The organism is Bacillus sp. FSL W7-1034 (genome assembly GCF_038593365.1).
GTDB lineage: Bacteria > Bacillota > Bacilli > Bacillales > Bacillaceae > Bacillus > Bacillus altitudinis.
On the sequence record NZ_CP151989.1, the window covers coordinates 2,559,014 to 2,577,044 of the forward strand.

The following is an 18,031-nucleotide window of genomic DNA, read 5'->3' on the forward strand; positions in this document are numbered from 1 at the left end:
TGTTTCATCTTCATATGATCTTTTTATTATAACAAAATGAAGCATTCACCCGTGATTCTTTAATGTCGCTGGGCCTGAAAAGTCTCTTTTTCCTCTTCTGTAAACGGTACAGGGGCACCGGTGTCTTTACTTATTTGCACCATGGTGACTGAGCCTGTAAAACACGGTTCTTGCTGTTCATTTTCTCCTAAATAATGAAGGATGAGAGAGCTTGATCCAACCTTTTCTGGCTTTACATACACACGCAGCCTCTCACCGATTTCCACTTGCTTGATGTAATCACATTGAAGGTTTGCCACGACCGTAATCGTCTCTCTCGCTCGCTTCATTCGTTTATCTACAATTCCCGTTTTTTGAAAGAAGGCAATCCGTGCCTCTTCAAAATACACAAACGGGGTGACATTGTTCATGTGACCAAACATATCCGTTTCTGAAAAACGGACGGTTGTTTCCACATAAAATCGAAACGATGCCCTCCACTCTTCAAACGGTTCTTCAATATATGACGGCAGCCTCATTTGATCCACTCCTTATTCGCAAACAAAACGCCTCTCCCGTATTGGAAGAGGCGTTTGTTATGTTTTTGCATCCAGCCTCTTGTAAACACTCATCATGATTGGCAAGGAGGACTGAATGTGATGTTATTCTGCGTGATCGCTTCCGAAGAAATTACGGAAAGCTTGTAATGTTGTATCTCGGTTAAGTGCTGCAATTGATGTTGTGAGCGGGATTCCTTTCGGACAAGCCTGCACACAGTTTTGAGAGTTCCCGCAGTTTGCAAGACCGCCATCACCCATAATTTCTTCTAAGCGGTCAGACTTATTCATTGCACCTGTCGGATGTGCGTTAAATAAACGAACTTGTGAAAGCGGTGCAGGGCCCATAAAGGAAGACTTATCATTTACGTTTGGACAAGCTTCAAGGCAGACACCACATGTCATACACTTCGAAAGCTCATACGCCCATTGACGCTTTTTCTCAGGCATTCTTGGTCCAGGTCCAAGATCATATGTGCCATCGATTGGCACCCATGCTTTGACTTTTTTCAATGAATTGAACATACGGCTTCGATCAACCTGCAAGTCTCTCACAACCGGGAAAGTTTTCATCGGCTGAAGACGAATCGGTTGCTCTAACTTGTCGATCAGTGCTGTACATGACTGGCGAGGCTTTCCATTAATGACCATGGAACAAGCGCCGCATACTTCTTCGAGACAGTTCATGTCCCAGTTGATCGCCGTTGTTTTTTCACCTTTTTTATTGACCGGGTTACGTCTGATTTCCATGAGTGCAGAAATGACGTTCATATTCGGACGGTAAGGGATTTCGAATTCCTCATCATAAGGCTTGCCATCTGCTGTATCTTGACGTGTGATAATAAATTGAATCGTGTTTTTTTCACTCATCTTATTTCTCCACCTTTTTCTTCGAGTAATCTCGTTTACGAGGTGCAATTAACGATACATCGACGTCCTCATAGTGGAATGCAGGTTTTTGGTTTTTCCCTTTGAACGTAGCCATCGTTGTTTTTAGGAATTCTTCATCGTTTCTTTCTGGGAATTCCGGTTTATAGTGTGCGCCTCGGCTTTCATTCCGGTTGTAAGCCCCAATCGTAATGACGCGTGCCAGCTGAAGCATGTTGTCAAGCTGACGCGTGAAGGCAGCGCCTTGGTTGCTCCATGAAGCTGTATCGTTGATGTTAATATGCTTATAGCGCTCCATTAGTTCTTCAATCTTCTCATCTGTTTTTAAGAGCTTCTCGTTGTAACGAACCACTGTAACGTTGTCCGTCATCCATTCTCCAAGCTCTTTATGAAGCACATATGCATTTTCTGTGCCATCCATGCTAAGGATGTTGTCCCATTTCTCCTGCTCTTTCTTCACGGCACTGTCGAATGTTGCAGATGATAAATCTTCTGCAGACTTTTCAAGACCGCTAATGTATTTCACAGCATTTGGTCCAGCAACCATTCCGCCGTAAATCGCAGAAAGCAATGAGTTTGCACCAAGTCTGTTTCCGCCGTGCATAGAGTAATCACATTCTCCGGCAGCAAACAAGCCCTTGATATTCGTCATTTGATCATAATCAACCCATAATCCGCCCATTGAATAATGAACAGCCGGGAAAATTTTCATCGGAAGCTTACGCGGGTCATCACCCATGAATTTTTCATAGATTTCAATGATTCCGCCAAGCTTAATATCAAGCTCTTTTGGATCTTTGTGAGAAAGATCTAGGTACACCATGTTCTCTCCGTTGATGCCAAGCTTTTGCTCCACACATACATCGAAAATTTCACGCGTTGCAATGTCACGCGGTACAAGGTTCCCGTATGCTGGGTACTTTTCTTCTAGGAAGTACCAAGGTTTTCCGTCTTTATATGTCCAAACACGTCCACCTTCACCACGAGCTGATTCACTCATGAGACGCAGCTTGTCATCTCCTGGGATCGCTGTTGGGTGAATTTGAATGAATTCTCCATTAGCATAATGAGCACCTTGCTGATAAACGATCGATGCAGCTGATCCAGTATTAATCATAGAGTTCGTTGATTTACCGAATACGATACCAGGGCCGCCTGTTGCCATGATGACAGCATCTGAACGGAAGGATTCGATTTCCATTGTCGTCAAGTTCTGCGCGACAATGCCTCGGCATACTTCCTCGTCATCTAAGACAGCGCCAAGGAATTCCCAGCCTTCATATTTCGTCACAAGCCCCGCTACTTCATAGCGGCGAACCTGCTCATCTAGTGCATATAATAACTGCTGACCTGTTGTCGCACCAGCAAATGCTGTACGGTGGTGCTGTGTTCCCCCGAAACGGCGGAAGTCCAGTAATCCTTCTGGTGTTCTGTTAAACATTACACCCATACGATCAAGTAAGTGGATAATGGACGGCGCTGCTTCACACATTGCCTTTACTGGCGGCTGGTTAGCTAAAAAGTCTCCGCCATATACCGTGTCATCAAAATGCTCATAAGGTGAATCTCCTTCACCTTTTGTATTGACCGCTCCGTTAATTCCGCCCTGTGCACAAACAGAATGCGAACGTTTCACAGGTACGATTGAAAATAGTTTAACAGCTGTTCCCGCTTCTGCTGCTTTGATAGTTGCCATGAGACCAGCTAAGCCGCCTCCGACAACGATGATGCTAGAATTACTCATTGTAGCCCCTCTCCCTCTTCTACTAATCTATTTCCTCTTAAACAAAAGCGAAAATTGCTCTTAGCCCTACATATGAAAGCGCTATAAATATACCTAATGTCACATATGTGGAGATTCTTTGTGAGCGTGGTGAAACTGTAATTCCCCAGCTGACAGCAAATGACCACAAGCCATTAGCAAAGTGGAAAATAGTAGATAAAACGCCGACAATATAAAAACCTAGCATAAATGGAGAGCTTAAAATATTCGCCATCATGTCATAGTTTACTTCAGCTCCAAGCTGCGCTTGAATGCGTGTTTCCCATACGTGCCAAGTGACAAAAATCAATGTGATGATACCTGTAATCCGTTGCAGTCTGAACAACCAGTTTCTTAAGTAACTGAAGCGAGACGTGTTGTTTTGTGCCGTAAAGGCTATGTACACCCCATAAACAGCATGATAGATCAGTGGTAAGAAAATCACGAACAGCTCAAGTGCATATCTGAATGGAAGCTGTTCCATAAAGTGTGCAGCTTTGTTAAACGCCTCTGGTCCATTCGTCGCAAAGTGGTTAATCACTAAGTGCTGTACTAAAAATAGACCGACCGGAATGACGCCAAGCAAAGAATGCAATCTCCGATAAAAAAATTCTTTGTTCCCCGACATTACTTTACCCCCTAGTAAAAAAAGTGCAATTGCTTGAAAATTGTCTTACCCCCGCTTCTTTCAATTGTAAGCACTTTATTCAAATTTATTGACAATTTCATTTTACTCCTATGTCAAAAAAGCGTCAAGAAACCGCGTACATAAATTAAAATTTTCCGAAATTTAAAAGTTTTAAATCAAAATTCGTTTTACTACAATAAGAATTTCTTAGACTTCAGGGAAAACTCTGTCATCATATGCCCACATAAGCTATAATAAATTGTTGAAAGAGGGGAGCCATACAATGAATAAATTCGAATCTAACTTAGAACAGCTAAAAGAAATTGAAGTCAATGGATTTGCCTACGAGCTGATACGCGAAGTTCTGCTGCCTGACATTCTTGGTCAGGATCATTCATCTATGATGTATTTTGCGGGTAAACTGCTTGCTCGTAAATTTCCTCAAGAGTCATGGGAAAAGATCCCCGAATTTTTCCATGATGCCGGATGGGGAACTCTCACGATGGTCCATTCTAAAAAACAGGAAATTGAGTTTGAGCTCGAAGGTCCACTTGTATCGAATCGACTCAGCTATCAAAAGGAGCCATGCTTTCAAATGGAAGCAGGTTTTATCGCTGAACAGATTCAGCTTCTCAATGAGCACGTGGCTGAATCCTATGAACAAGTAAAAAAGCGTGCTGATAAAGTCATTTTAACCGTTAAATGGGATTTAAGAGACCCTAGCTAACACTGCTTATGAAAGGCGAGGACTTCGTGTCACGCCTTTTTTATATACCCTTCTATCATAGCATACACACAGAAGCTGGATTTCCTTTCATCAGAAAAACATCTACCCCCATTCGGAGTAGATGCTCCTTGTTCATTTTTTACTTTTTTGATATGTCGTTAAGTATCCCTTCACCTTTTCTGCGTCTGGCTTTAACTCATTTTTTGTTTCGACAAGCGGACTGACTGTGGATGAAGCCTTGTTTTTATGACCTTGATAGAAGTTGACGAATTCCTCTTGATTGATTGAGTAAAGGATGGCTTTTCGTAATTCTTCACTTTTTGCCACTTCGCGTTTAGATGTGTTAAATAATAGATAAGCAACCGCATTGCTCTGATTTTTTTGCAAGGCGAGCTTGCTGTCTTTCTCGACCACATCATATTTTGTTTCAGGAATACCATTAAAAATATGAATTTCACCATTTCGAAGTGCAGACAGTGCACTATCAGGATTTTCAATAAATCGAACGGTGACTTGAGAAATGTTTGGCTCGTTCTCTGTGCCTTTCATATATGCAGGGTTTTTATAAAAAACGGCTTCATAATCGTTTTTATACGATAAAATGTATGGACCACTCGCAAACAATTGATTGTTATACATTTTTCCTTCCGTGATTGTACGCTGATCACCATATGGGATATCCTTTGCTGGATCAAAGGCATCCATATCATATGTGTTTACACGCTCTATCTGTTTCTTAGAAACAATTCCTGCTGATTGATGGGCTAAATAATTTAATACTTGCGGGAATGGCTCTGTTGTCGTGATCTTGACCACTTGATACGCACCTGCTTGATTGTCTGCATCTTCTTTATCTTTTACGAGCTTTTGCACCTTCTGTTGCACATCTTTTTCTAATTCTTCTTTGATCGTACCGCCATTACCAGATGTTGCTTTCAGTTCAGATAGATCGGTAACAACCTCTGCGCTTTGAATATGCTCATGCAATGAGTATGTACGATGGTCTGGTACTGCGTTTTTATCCTTGGCTCTGTTCAGCGAAAAAACCACATCATCTGCACCTACGCGTTCACCCGAATCCATCGCTTTTTTATTCTCCACCTTTGCAAAACGGATATCGTCTCTTAATAAGAAGTAATAATGTGTTTTATCTTTTGCTGCGGCATGATTCCAAGAAAGTGAACCTTTTGATGTGACTTTATCATCATCTGTCAAATTCACAAGTCTTACATACATATTTGTATTCAGTGTATTAATTGATCCATCATTGCCTTTGATCGGATCAAGCGATGTAAGGGAAGCCAGTGCCTGCTGCGTGATGAGCGGATCTTTATTTCTTTTGGATGAATCGTTAAAATCAATTGATTCCCATGCAACTGCCCGAGATTTAGCTAGACGAACGGTCTTCTCATTGATCACACCTTTGTTCACACCTTGAGCTTTCAATGAATTGTAAAGCGGCGCAATATAGGCCTTATCAAAGACGAGACGCTTTTCTAATTCTTGATACGTTTGAATGTATTCGACAGGCGTTTCTGTTGCTGCTTTGTCAATCAATTGATCGATTTGTTTATCTGACATGATGCTGTTATCAGCACCGGTTTTAAACAGGCCACGAACCGCATAATCAGGGTTCCCCGTCACAGTCGTCCAACTCGAAAGAACAATGTCATAATTCCCGGCATCCTTTTGAGCTGTATAGCTGCCATAATCAGGCTGAATATTGAGTTTTACTTTAAATCCACTCTTGACCAATTGATCTCGAACAATATTCAGGTCATCTTCACTGCTACTCATTCCAAGTAATTCAATGGTTTCTTTCGACGCTTGACTACCTTCTTCATTTCCTACACTTGACTTCGTATTGACACAGCCTGCTAATACGAGAAGCAATATGATGAGCAATGGTAATACACTTTTTTTCATAATATTTCCCCCTTGTGTTTTTACATTTCATCTAATTTTGGATCTAACGCATCCCGTAATGCGTCACCTAAAAAGTTAAATGATAAGACAAGCATGATAATGGCGAGCCCTGGAAAAATTGCTAGATAGGCATGAGATTCTAGATAGGTACTCCCCGCTTTTAATATATTTCCCCATTCCGGAATATGAGGTTCAACGCCAAGGCCCAAGTAACTCAAACTACTTGTCGCAATCACTGCCGACCCAATTGTCAAAGTGGCTTTCACAATCATCGGCGCGAGTGCATTAGGGACAATTTCTTTAAAAATAATAGACCAATCACTAGCACCTAATGCACGGGCTGAGTGAACATATTCGAGATTAGAAATCATCATGACATTGGCACGCATTGTTCTGGCATAGGTCGGAATCGCTCCTACACTAAGAGCAATGATCAAGTTCACAATATTGGCTCCAAATGCTGCAATGATCGCGATCGCCAGCAATATGCCAGGGATGGCATAAAGAACATCCAGCAGCCGCATAATGACATGATCTATTTTTGGCGTGTAGTATCCTGCAATCGCCCCCAAAAAACCTCCAATGACAGCTGGAATAAGGGTTGAAATGCAGCCAACGAGTAAGGAAATTCTTGCCCCAAAGACAATTTGCGAAAATACATCACGGCCAAATTGATCAGTTCCAAGTGGATAAGCAAGACTTGGTGTTTGCAAAATAGCACCATATTGATTTTCAACCGCCAAGTCATAATCGAAGGTAAACACACTCCACATTGACAGAGAAAAAACAAAAACAATGAACAACAGTCCTAGCATCGCTGCTTGGTTTCTCGTTATTTTCTCCCAGATGGAACGCCATTTTTCAAAACGATATTTTTTGATATGTCCTGTTTTCACCACAAGCTGTATCGCAAGAAGAAGAGCAAATACGTTGCCCATCACAGATGAAAACACAAGGGCAATAGCAAAATATGTTCCTGCTACCGGTGATACCTTTCTATCCTCCTGCTTGATGACAAACACAAATACTGCCGTATAAAAGAGACCGATGACAAGCAGAATCAGCATAGCAAGTGGAAAGGAATCCGTTACATAGGGTTTGAATAAATTAAGAGCGGACAAAGCCATGATCACGATATGATTGATCAGCATGTAAAAAGCAAATATATATGCCAGAGATTTTCTTTCTTTTATGAGACTAAAGGCAAAAACGGTGATGATGAGATGACCGGCCAAAAGACTCAACAGCTGCACATAACCTAGACGCCTCGTGAAGGTTTGAATTACACCTGTCTTTTCTAGATCATTCTTCATTTTCCATGTAATACTGACTTGAATAAGCGAAAAGAAAAGGTAAATAAAAGATACACTGAACATCAGTGGCTTCACGGTTTGATTCGCAATATCAACGCTGTTTATAAAGAAAAGAATGGTCATGACAATTGATGCAACAGATGTGAATTTTGCGCCAATATACTCGATAGACCGCTTTTTCACGTGATGCTGCTCATGAGAGTGAATCGACTTCATCGTTGCTGACATTCCTACACCTACTTCAATATTGTTTCATCTTTGATCTAATACGAGGATCAAAAAATGCATATAAAATATCAATGATGACATTCACGACGGAGATGGTAATCGCCACATATACAACCCCTCCCAAAATACTCGGAATATCAGGAATAAACTGCTTATCAACAATATAGCTTCCAATCCCACTAATGTTGAATACCTTTTCTGTAACAGCCGCTCCTCCAAGCATGCCGCCGAAAAGCAGTCCAATGACGGTAATAATCGGAATCATGGCATTGCCAATTCCATGTCGCCATAGAATATACTGCTGACTTAGCCCCTTTGCTTTTGCTGTAATCATGTAATCTTCATGAATAACTTCGAGCATAGATGACCTGGTCATCCGAGCAATCGAGGCAGTTAACCCCGTACCAAGGACAATGACTGGCATGAGTAACGATAACCAATTTTCTGGGGAATACGTGGCGGGAAGCCATTTCCATTTAATCGAAAAGTTCAAAATGAAAATGAGTCCTTGCCAAAATTTTGGAATAGACAACCCAAGTAATGCGATAAACATGAACGAATAATCAAAAAATGAATACGGTCTTGTTGCAGAAATAACCCCTATTGGAATGGCAATCACAATCGCCATGACGAGTGACCAAACAGCTAATGTGAGCGTGATAGGAAATTTACTCGCTATGCTTGTTGCCACTTCTTCATTTCCGGTAAACGATTTTCCTAGATCAAATGTGAAAAGTCCTTTTAAAGCATTCCAAAGCTGTTGGATATATGGTTGATCTAGACCATATAGGTGATTAAAAGCGGCGATTTGCTCCTTTGTTGCGGATTCTCCAAGAATATTTACTGCTGGATCAAATGGAGAGAAATAGAGAATGGTAAAGACAAGAATGACTACACCGATAATCACCAATACACTCATAAGCAGCCGTTCAACAACATATTTCAAGAATGCATGCCGGTATAAAAAAAGCAGAATGTACATTGGTAAGCCTGGAATCAATGTCACCATAAGAAAAAGCCGGTTAGATAATAGTGAAGCAAAAACCGTGTGAAACGTGACTTTCGACTGACCTTGTTTTTTGAGCTCTTCCTCAACCTTCAATTTCACTGTTTTTTGAAAGGCTTCTTCTGTCCACTGGTGAGTGAGGCTGTCGATCTCATGTGGATCTATTTTTTCATGGAAGAATTCTTTTTTCCTCAACACTTGCTGCTGAATATCCGCTCTCATTTTCTCTTTAACACCGGAAACATCTAAACGAGCCTTCACTTCTTCTAATACATGAATATATGTATCTTGTTTACTCTTATGTAAATAATAAAAAAACACAAACAAATGCACGGGTAAACCAACAATCCACAGCACTAATTGATATGCGCGGCGCGATTGAATGTCTTGAAATATTCGACTAACCCAGGATGGATGAGATACGCCGCCAATCTCATCATGTTTTACAGCTACCATTCTCGACAACCCATCGTTCCCCCTTTCACATGAATGTTCGTTCCAAAAAGTTAATTGCATTATTCCGATCTGTATAGTAAAGTTTATGCTAGCTTCATTTGAAAGTCAATATCCATATCATACAGGTGGTGGAAAAAATTGAAGGATTTAGCACCTCTTCTAACAGTGAAGGATTTACATATATCTTTTCACACACGAGATGGCGAATTAGAAGCTGTCCGTGGCATTAGCTTTGAAGTAAACAAAGGAGAAACACTTGGTATTGTCGGGGAATCAGGAAGCGGGAAAAGCGTAACAGCCCGGAGTATTTTACAACTCCTTCCATCACCTCCTTCTTTTTTAAAATCAGGAAGCATCACCTTTCAGGGGGAAGAACTCACAACAAAAACGGAAAAAGAAATGCAGGCTGTAAGAGGGCGGGATATTGGCATGATTTTTCAAGACCCTATGACGTCTCTCAATCCAACGATACGGATCGGCCCCCAAATCGCTGAAAGCTTGATCAAACGCAAGAAGCTTTCAAAAGAAGAAGCCAAACGACAGGCCATTGACCTGATGAAACTTGTAGGAATTCAGCATAGTAAGGAGCGCTATCAGCAATATCCGCATGAATTTTCTGGCGGTATGCGTCAACGGATCGTCATTGCCATCGCTTTAGCCTCTCAGCCAGCCTTGCTTATCGCAGATGAACCAACAACTGCACTCGATGTGACGATACAAGCCCAAATTTTACATGTGATGAAGGATATTCAAGAACGATTTGGGACATCGATTATTTTCATCACACACGACCTAGGCGTTGTTGCCGGAATGTGTGATCGAGTGGTTGTGATGAAAGAAGGAAAAATTGTCGAATCCAATACAACAGAAGAATTGTTTGAAAACCCTCAGCATGAATATACAAAACAGCTTCTCAATTCTTTGCCTCGTTTACATGAAAAGAAAAAAAACAAGAAAGATTTTGATGCCATACATATCAAACATCATCCGCCTTTACTGAAAGTTAAATCATTATCTCAGCACTTTCAAATCGGTAAAGGGCATGTGCTAAAAGCGGTTGATCAGATTGATTTTTTGATTAAACGCGGAGAGACACTGGGGCTTGTTGGCGAATCAGGTTCAGGGAAATCAACCACTGGCCGAGCGATCCTGCGCTTAAACGAACCAACAGATGGAGATATCTTATTTCAAGGCATTCCAGTCCACCGTCTGTCGAAAAAAGAAATGAAAACGATGCGGCGGCATATGCAGATGATTTTTCAAGACCCTTATTCATCTCTAAATCCTCGCTTTAAAGTGCTGGATATTATCGGACAGGCGCTTGATCTCCACAGGTTAAGCACAAACAACACCGAAAGAAGAAAAAGGGTGGAAGCACTGCTTGAGATGGTTGGCCTCAAGCCGTCACATGCCGATCGGTACCCTCATGAATTCTCCGGAGGACAGCGCCAGAGAATTGGAATCGCAAGGGCGCTTGCCGTCGAACCACAATTGATTGTATGTGATGAACCTCTGTCTGCACTTGATGTTTCTATCCAAGCGCAAATCGTACGCTTATTAGAGGATCTTCAGAAAAAGCTTGGGTTGACTTATTTATTCATTGCACACGATTTGTCGATGGTGAAACATATTAGTGACCGAGTGGCTGTGATGTATGCTGGTAAAATTGTTGAATTAGCCGAAAGTGAGGAGCTTTACAACAATCCGCAGCACCCCTACACAAAATCGTTACTTTCAGCTATCCCTATACCTGATCCTAAAGTGGAAGCAAAGAAGGAAAGGTTCGTTTCGGCAGAACAGATGGACGAAGATCCTTATCATTTACAGAATGCAGAGTTAGTAGAAATATCAAAAGATCACTGGGTTGCCATTCCAACAGCACAATAAAAAAGAGGTGTACCCGCTACAATGGGTACACCTCTTTTGTTGTTTAAGAATGAGCAGCGGCGCTCACCTTTGATAATTCAAACGCATCATGAAGGGCTTCTACCGCTTTCACCATATCTTCACGATCAACGACTGTTGAGACTTTGATCTCAGACGTACTGACCATTTTCACTTGAATGTCTTTTTGAGCTAACACAGCGAACATTTCAGCCGCAACGCCTGGGTTTGAAACCATACCAGAACCCACGATGGATACTTTGGCTAATTTGCTTTCTGTCTCAATCTGCTCATAACCAAGCGCACCTTTGTATTCTTCTAATACTTCAACTGTTTTAGACAAATCATCCGTTTTCACAGAGAAAGAGATGGAGGTCTGATTGGTGCTTGTGACAGACTGAATGATGATATCGACATTGATATTTTGCTTTGCAAGTGTCGTAAAAATCGTCGATAGCGTTGTTAAACCGCTTGAAAGGCCGCATACCGTCACGCGTGTCATCTGATCTTCAAATGCAATGCCTCTTACAACTAAATTTTGTTCCATGGATGATTCCTCCTCAATTAACGTACCCGATTCATTTTCAATACTAGAACGGACTTCTAGTGGGATTTGATAATTTTTTGCAAATTCGACCGCTCTCGGATGCAGCACACCTGCTCCTAAATTGGCTAACTCAAGCATTTCATCGTATGAAATTCCTGCAAGTTTTCGCGCAGATGGCACATAACGAGGATCTGTTGTAAACACACCTGGTACGTCCGTATAAATATCACATTTGTCCGCTTTGAGTGCCGCAGCTAGTGCCACAGCAGTCGTGTCTGATCCACCACGCCCAAGTGTTGTAATATGTAGATCATCCGCAATTCCTTGGAAACCTGCTACAACGACGACTTTTCCCGCACTCAGTTCTTCTTTGATTCTTGCTTCATCGATGTCCACGATTCTTGCATTTCCGTGCACCTTCTCTGTTTTCATCCCAGCTTGCCAGCCTGTAAAGGAAATGGCATCATAACCTTTTGCTTGGAGTGCCATTGCTAATAATGAAATGGTCACCTGCTCACCAGTTGTCAGTAGCATATCCATTTCTCTTTTGCTTGGATCATCTGTGAGTTCTTTCGCTAGGTCTACTAGAACATCCGTTGATTTGCCCATCGCAGACACAACCACGACCACATCATTTCCTGCCTCGCGTTCAGCGATGACTCTCTCTGCGACATTGCGAATTTTTTCTGTCGATCCAACAGATGTTCCACCAAATTTTTGTACAATTAGTCCCATGTCTACCACCCTTTTTCAAAAGATCACGTGTGAGAGAAGAGGCTGCGGAGACTGCTCTGTTCACTGCAAATAAAAAAGCAATGAGAGAACAAATCTCCCATTGCTTTAAAATCATCATCAAACGATGCAAACAATGAGATAGCCCTCCAAGAAATGAATTCTTGACAGCCCTACATTTCTTCAATGTACAGCCAGCGAATAAAATGAGTGGATTTTATTCACTTCGGCGACGCTCCCCTTTCAGCCCTCTTCCTAGATCCCCTCGATCTCTGAAGGCTTACTCTTGAAGTTCGCACCTCTATCTTCAACAAACAACACGTTCATTTATTAAATTAGTCACATCTTAACAGACTTTTGGAAAAAGTACAATCTATTTTTTTAATGCCTCCATTAAAAGTTCAGCCGTTTGTTTCGGAATACCAGCGTCCTGAAAATCCTGGATAGAGGCTTCTTTCATCTTTTTCACAGAGCCAAAATGTTTCAGCAACTGCTTTTTGCGCTTTTCCCCGATACCTGGGACATCGTCTAGAATAGACTGGAATGCATTCTTCCCGCGCAGCTGCCGATGAAAACTAATCGCAAATCGGTGCACTTCATCTTGAATACGCTGCAATAAATAAAAGGCCTGACTATTCCGCTCCAGCGCAACAATTTCAAGCGTATCACCCATCATAAGATTCGATGTCCTGTGTTTTTCATCTTTCACTAGACCTGCCACAGGAACAGACAGATTTAATTCATTTTCGAGCACATCTATGGCTGCGTTGATTTGTCCTTTTCCTCCGTCGATTAAAATCAAGTCAGGAAGCGGCAGTTCATCCTTTAACACACGGGTATACCGCCTTCTAATGACTTCACGCATGGAAGCATAATCATCGGGCCCCTCAACGGTTTTAATTTTGTATTTTCGGTATTCCTTTTTATACGGCTTCCCGTCTTGGAAGACAACCATAGCGGATACGGGGTCTGCTCCTTGGATATTGGAGTTATCAAACGCCTCAATCCGGTATGGCATATAAATATTGAGTGCATCGCCAAGCTGCTCCACTGCACCAATTGTCCGTTCTTCATCACGCTCTATAAGCGAGAACTTTTCTTTGAGAGCAATTTTGGCGTTTTGGTGGGCAAGTAAAAGCAAATCCTTTTTCTTTCCTTTTTTCGGCTGATGAACATTCGTTTCAAGCAATTGCTCAATCATCTCTTGATCGACGCTGTCCGGCACCAAAATTTCTTTCGGAAGAAAATGGTTGTTCTTTTCATAAAACTGCCCCATAAACGTGAGAAATTCTTCCTCAGGGTCTTGATACATCGGAAATAGGCTGACATCACGTTCGATTAATTTCCCCTGTCTGATGAAGAAGACTTGGACACACATCCAGCCCTTATCATAAGCATAGGCAAACACATCACGATCGGATAAGTCACTCATCGTCATCTTTTGCTTTTCCATCGTTGAGTCAATGTATGCGATTTGATCTCTCAGTTCTTTTGCCCGCTCAAATTCTAATTGTTCGGCCGCTTCTTGCATCTTTTCTGTTAATTCTTTCTTGATTTGCTGATGTCCTCCGTTTAGAAATCTTGTGATTTCGTCGACGAGCTGTTTATTCGTTTCTTCAGAAATGTCATACACACACGGAGCAAGACATTGTCCAAGATGATAATAAAGGCAGACTCGGTCAGGGAGTGTCGCACATTTTCTAAGTGGATATAAACGGTCGAGCAGCTTTTTCGTTTCTCTTGCTGCTTGTACGTTCGGATATGGACCGAAGTATTTCCCTTTATCCTTTTTCACATTGCGGGTGACAATCAGCTTAGGGTGACGTTCATTCGTAATTTTAATAAAAGGGTACGTTTTGTCATCCTTGAGCATGACATTGTATTTCGGGTCATATTTTTTGATTAAATTCAGCTCTAAAATAAGTGCCTCAATATTTGAAGAGGTGACAATGTATTCAAAGTCTTCGATTTCACTGACAAGCCGCTGCGTTTTGGCATCATGAGATCCTGTAAAATAAGAGCGGACCCTATTTTTTAATACCTTTGCCTTTCCCACATAAATGATCGTATTTTGTCTATCTTTCATTAAGTAACAGCCTGGTTGATCAGGTAAGACTGACAGCTTTTCTTTGATCAATTTGTTCATATTTTCATCCGTCCTTGTTTTCCACTTTCACTCCTTCTAGTGTATCACGAACATTTGTTTTATACCACGATGAAAGAAAAGCGGCTCTCGACTATACGAGAACCGCTTTTGAGATCATGCCACGCGGGCATAGATCGGTTTATAGATGTTTGTTTACAAGCTCAGCTAGTGCTTCTTTTGGTTTGAAACCAACAGACGTTTCGACGACTTCACCGTCTTTTAAAACAAGAAGTGTTGGGATACTCATAACGCCATATTTACCAGCAGTTTCTTGGTTATCATCCACATCAATTTTTACAATTTTCATTTTATCGCCCATTTCTTGATCAAGTTCTTCAAGAACTGGAGCAATCATTTTACAAGGTCCGCACCAAGGTGCCCAAAAGTCTGCAAGAACAACACCTTCTGCAGTTTCTTGTGAAAATGTTGCGTCAGTAGCTTTTACGATTGCCATTATTCATTCCTCCAATGTAAATTATGCTTTTTAGTATAGCATCTACCAATGTGACTTGCGAATGAAATGCTTACGAATCATTTTTTATGAAATGAATTAAAAAACAAACCGTATAATCGCACCAATAACAACAATCGCACCGATGATCATCAGAATGGTTCTAAGCATATGACATAACTCCCTTTCCGCTTCATTTACAATGTATGATGCCCCAACATTCTTCTCATCAAACATTGAAATATGCGATCAAGCCAGATCGACGGTCAACATTACAACCGACATAGGCGGCAGATCAATAGTCAGCTCGCCGTGCTTAACAGCAAATTGCCGAAAGTCCTCAGGCTGAACGGAATGAGGATCATCGAACGTGTTGTGCGCATTCATCTGATCAGCAGTCAGCACACGGCCAGTGACCTTCGTTTTTGCATCGATTCCCTCTATCGCAAGAGATACGTCTGCTTTTTCATGGGGATTCACATGACATAAACTAATATGCATCTTGTCAGATGAGCGCGAGGCTGACACACTAACTTGAGGGATTTTTTCACCCCGGCGTTCATATGAAGGCGCATTCAATTCTACTTCAAGCGCTTCTTCTTCTTGATGCACTTGAAACATGTGAAATACATGATAGGTAGGTGTCAGGAGCATCTTTTCGTCCTGCGTTAACACCATCGCTTGCAGCACATTGACGGTCTGGGCAATATTCGCCATATGAATCCGCTGGCAATGGCGATGAAAAATATGAAAATGCAAGGCACAGACTAGAGCATCTCTTAATGTGTTTTGCTGATACAAAAACCCTGGATTTGTCCCCGGTTCTGGATCATACCATGTCCCCCATTCATCAATAATCATCCCGATTCGCTTGTCTGGATCATAACGATCCATGATTTTTCCGTGTTCCACGACAAGCCGCTCCATTTCAGACGCCTTTTTCAGCGTTGTAAACCACTCATCCTCATCAAAATCGGTCGCAGACCCTTTTTTCTCCCATGTTCCTGGGACCGTATAGTAATGCAAACTGAGCCCATCCATCCAAGGCGCTGCGCGCTCCATTAATACTTTTGTCCAATTCACATCATTTGAATTCGCACCGCATGCGATTTTGTAAATGCGCTGACCAGCAAATTCTCTCACATACGTTTGGTAGCGTTTATATAAGTCTGCATAATACTCTGGCGTCATATTTCCACCACATCCCCAGCTTTCATTGCCTACACCAACATACGTCAGCTCCCACGGTTCTTGTTTTCCATTTTGAATCCGCCAATCCGACATAGGTGTCCCCTTAGGAAATGTGATATATTCAATCCATTCTGCTAATTCTTGAACAGAACCGCTTCCAACGTTTCCACAAATATAAGGCTCACATTCAAGTAATTCACACAGTCTCATAAATTCATGTGTACCAAACGCATTTGATTCAACGGTGCCACCCCAATGAGTATTCACCATCGGCTTTCGTTCACTCAGATCACCGACGCCGTTTGCCCAATGATACTCGTCTGCAAAACAGCCGCCCGGCCACCTCAGCACCGGGATATGTAAGGCTTGAAGTGCCTTTAGTACATCGGTACGCATCCCCTCAATATGGTCAATCGATGAGTCTTTCCCTACCCAAATGCCGTCATAAATTCCTCTTCCTAAATGCTCTTGAAAGTGTCCATAGATGTGTTTAGAAATGCGTCCAATCACTTCATTCACTTTTACTGTCCCATTCACTTGTAAACCGCTCCTTTGTTTCGTGATGACATACAAAAAAACCCAGAATACCTAGGCATTCTGAGTGTATGAGCGTTAAGAATGGATATTCATCTTTTTTAACTCTTCATTTAAAAGCGGAACGACTTCGAATAAGTCACCGACAATTCCGTAATCGGCAATTTTGAAGATTTCAGCTTCTGGGTCTTTGTTGATCGCAACAATGACTTTACTGTTGGACATACCGGCTAAATGCTGAATAGCTCCTGAAATCCCGCAGGCAATGTAAAGGTCAGGTGTGACGACTTTACCGGTTTGACCAATTTGCAGGGCATAATCGCAGTAGTCAGCGTCACATGCACCACGCGAGGCACCGACTGCTGCGCCAAGCGTTTGGGCAAGTTCTTTCAGCGGTTCAAAGCCTTCTTTGCTCTTGACCCCCCTGCCTCCTGCGACAATGACCTTCGCTTCAGATAAATCTACACCTTCTGATGTTTTTTTAATGACTTCCTTCACGATCGTTCTTAGGTTTTGAATATCGACAGAAACTGGCGTCACTTCTCCGCTGCGTGACGCATCACGCTCCAGCGGTGCCACGTTGTTTGGACGGATAGTAGCCAAAAGCAGACGATCTGTTGAAATGACTTTTTCAAAAGCTTTTCCTGAATAAATCGGTCTCGTGAAAACAAGATGTTCACCGGTAACGCTTACATCTATTGCATCTGAAATTAAGCCTGTTTGCAGGCGTGCAGCTATTTTTGGTGACAAGTCTTTTCCGATCGATGTATGACCGAACAGCACTGCATCAGGATTGACTTGATCTAATATTGCTTGAAGCGCCTGCGCAAAACCATCAGACGTATAATAAGAAAGATGCGGGTGCTCGACGATCATCACATGATCCGCTCCATAATAAAGCAGTTCATCCGCTTGGTCTTTGACGTGATCCCCTATTAAAACGCCAATCACTTCACCGCCATCAGCCACCTCGTGAGCGGCAGCAATCGCTTCAAAAGTCACATTTCTTAATTTACCGTCACGACTTTCTCCAAGTACAACAACTTTTTTACTCATCCTTTAAGCTCCCCCTTGTT

The 18,031-nt window shown here is 42.0% G+C and carries 14 protein-coding genes and 1 riboswitch; of the genes, 2 read left to right on the forward strand and 12 right to left on the reverse strand.

Annotation, left to right across the window (positions count from 1 at the left end; translation table 11 throughout):
• Positions 1-59 precede the first annotated feature (59 nt).
• From NST73_RS13200 to NST73_RS13215, 4 genes are all read right to left on the reverse strand, one after another.
• On the reverse strand, positions 60-518 hold the full coding sequence (locus tag NST73_RS13200; RefSeq protein ID WP_007501614.1) for a thioesterase family protein: 459 nt from the start codon (positions 516-518) through the stop codon (positions 60-62).
• A 123-nt stretch (positions 519-641) separates the two neighbouring features.
• Positions 642-1,406: a succinate dehydrogenase iron-sulfur subunit gene (sdhB, locus tag NST73_RS13205; RefSeq protein WP_072367454.1), complete on the reverse strand. Its 765-nt coding sequence runs from the start codon at positions 1,404-1,406 to the stop codon at positions 642-644.
• Between the two features lies 1 nt (position 1,407).
• Positions 1,408-3,168 carry a succinate dehydrogenase flavoprotein subunit gene (sdhA, locus tag NST73_RS13210; RefSeq protein ID WP_007501620.1) on the reverse strand — a complete coding sequence of 587 codons (1,761 nt, stop codon included), beginning with the start codon at positions 3,166-3,168 and terminating at the stop codon, positions 1,408-1,410.
• A 37-nt stretch (positions 3,169-3,205) separates the two neighbouring features.
• Positions 3,206-3,814 carry a succinate dehydrogenase cytochrome b558 subunit gene (locus NST73_RS13215; RefSeq protein WP_007501622.1) on the reverse strand — a complete coding sequence of 203 codons (609 nt, stop codon included), beginning with the start codon at positions 3,812-3,814 and terminating at the stop codon, positions 3,206-3,208.
• 283 nt (positions 3,815-4,097) lie between these two features.
• Here NST73_RS13215 and NST73_RS13220 point away from each other — a divergent pair, with 283 nt between their 5' ends.
• A complete protein-coding gene (locus tag NST73_RS13220) occupies positions 4,098-4,541 on the forward strand; it encodes a YslB family protein (protein ID WP_008345974.1) in 444 nt (147 codons plus the stop codon).
• 132 nt (positions 4,542-4,673) lie between these two features.
• Here NST73_RS13220 and NST73_RS13225 read toward each other — a convergent pair whose 3' ends face one another.
• From NST73_RS13225 to NST73_RS13235, 3 genes are read right to left on the reverse strand one after another with little or no spacing between them, the layout of a single operon-like run.
• Entirely contained in the window at positions 4,674-6,467 is a 1,794-nt protein-coding gene (locus NST73_RS13225) for an ABC transporter substrate-binding protein (RefSeq protein ID WP_096881713.1), read from the reverse strand.
• A 20-nt stretch (positions 6,468-6,487) separates the two neighbouring features.
• Positions 6,488-8,008, reverse strand: coding sequence for an ABC transporter permease (locus NST73_RS13230; protein WP_235672208.1), 1,521 nt, complete (start codon positions 8,006-8,008; stop codon positions 6,488-6,490).
• A 13-nt stretch (positions 8,009-8,021) separates the two neighbouring features.
• Complete coding sequence (locus NST73_RS13235) at positions 8,022-9,479, reverse strand: ABC transporter permease (RefSeq protein ID WP_342499142.1); 1,458 nt, start codon at positions 9,477-9,479, stop codon at positions 8,022-8,024.
• 129 nt (positions 9,480-9,608) lie between these two features.
• Here NST73_RS13235 and NST73_RS13240 point away from each other — a divergent pair, with 129 nt between their 5' ends.
• The gene (locus NST73_RS13240) at positions 9,609-11,357 is read left to right on the forward strand and encodes an ABC transporter ATP-binding protein (protein ID WP_058336559.1); all 1,749 of its coding nucleotides are present in this window, start codon (positions 9,609-9,611) and stop codon (positions 11,355-11,357) included.
• A 43-nt stretch (positions 11,358-11,400) separates the two neighbouring features.
• Here the strand turns inward: NST73_RS13240 and NST73_RS13245 are convergent, their stop codons facing one another.
• From NST73_RS13245 to NST73_RS13265, 5 genes are all read right to left on the reverse strand, one after another.
• Positions 11,401-12,636: an aspartate kinase gene (locus NST73_RS13245; protein WP_056705939.1), complete on the reverse strand. Its 1,236-nt coding sequence runs from the start codon at positions 12,634-12,636 to the stop codon at positions 11,401-11,403.
• A 131-nt stretch (positions 12,637-12,767) separates the two neighbouring features.
• A riboswitch (Lysine riboswitch) is annotated at positions 12,768-12,945 on the reverse strand.
• A gap of 61 nt (positions 12,946-13,006) precedes the next feature.
• Positions 13,007-14,779, reverse strand: a complete 1,773-nt coding sequence (uvrC, locus tag NST73_RS13250) for an excinuclease ABC subunit UvrC (protein ID WP_041506756.1) — start codon at positions 14,777-14,779, stop codon at positions 13,007-13,009.
• Positions 14,780-14,918: 139 nt separating this feature from the next.
• Entirely contained in the window at positions 14,919-15,233 is a 315-nt protein-coding gene (gene trxA / locus NST73_RS13255; protein WP_007501629.1) for a thioredoxin, read from the reverse strand.
• Positions 15,234-15,479: 246 nt separating this feature from the next.
• The gene (locus tag NST73_RS13260; protein WP_144679838.1) at positions 15,480-16,958 is read right to left on the reverse strand and encodes an alpha-N-arabinofuranosidase; all 1,479 of its coding nucleotides are present in this window, start codon (positions 16,956-16,958) and stop codon (positions 15,480-15,482) included.
• A gap of 75 nt (positions 16,959-17,033) precedes the next feature.
• Positions 17,034-18,011, reverse strand: coding sequence for an electron transfer flavoprotein subunit alpha/FixB family protein (locus tag NST73_RS13265; RefSeq protein ID WP_017358243.1), 978 nt, complete (start codon positions 18,009-18,011; stop codon positions 17,034-17,036).
• Positions 18,012-18,031 lie beyond the last annotated feature (20 nt).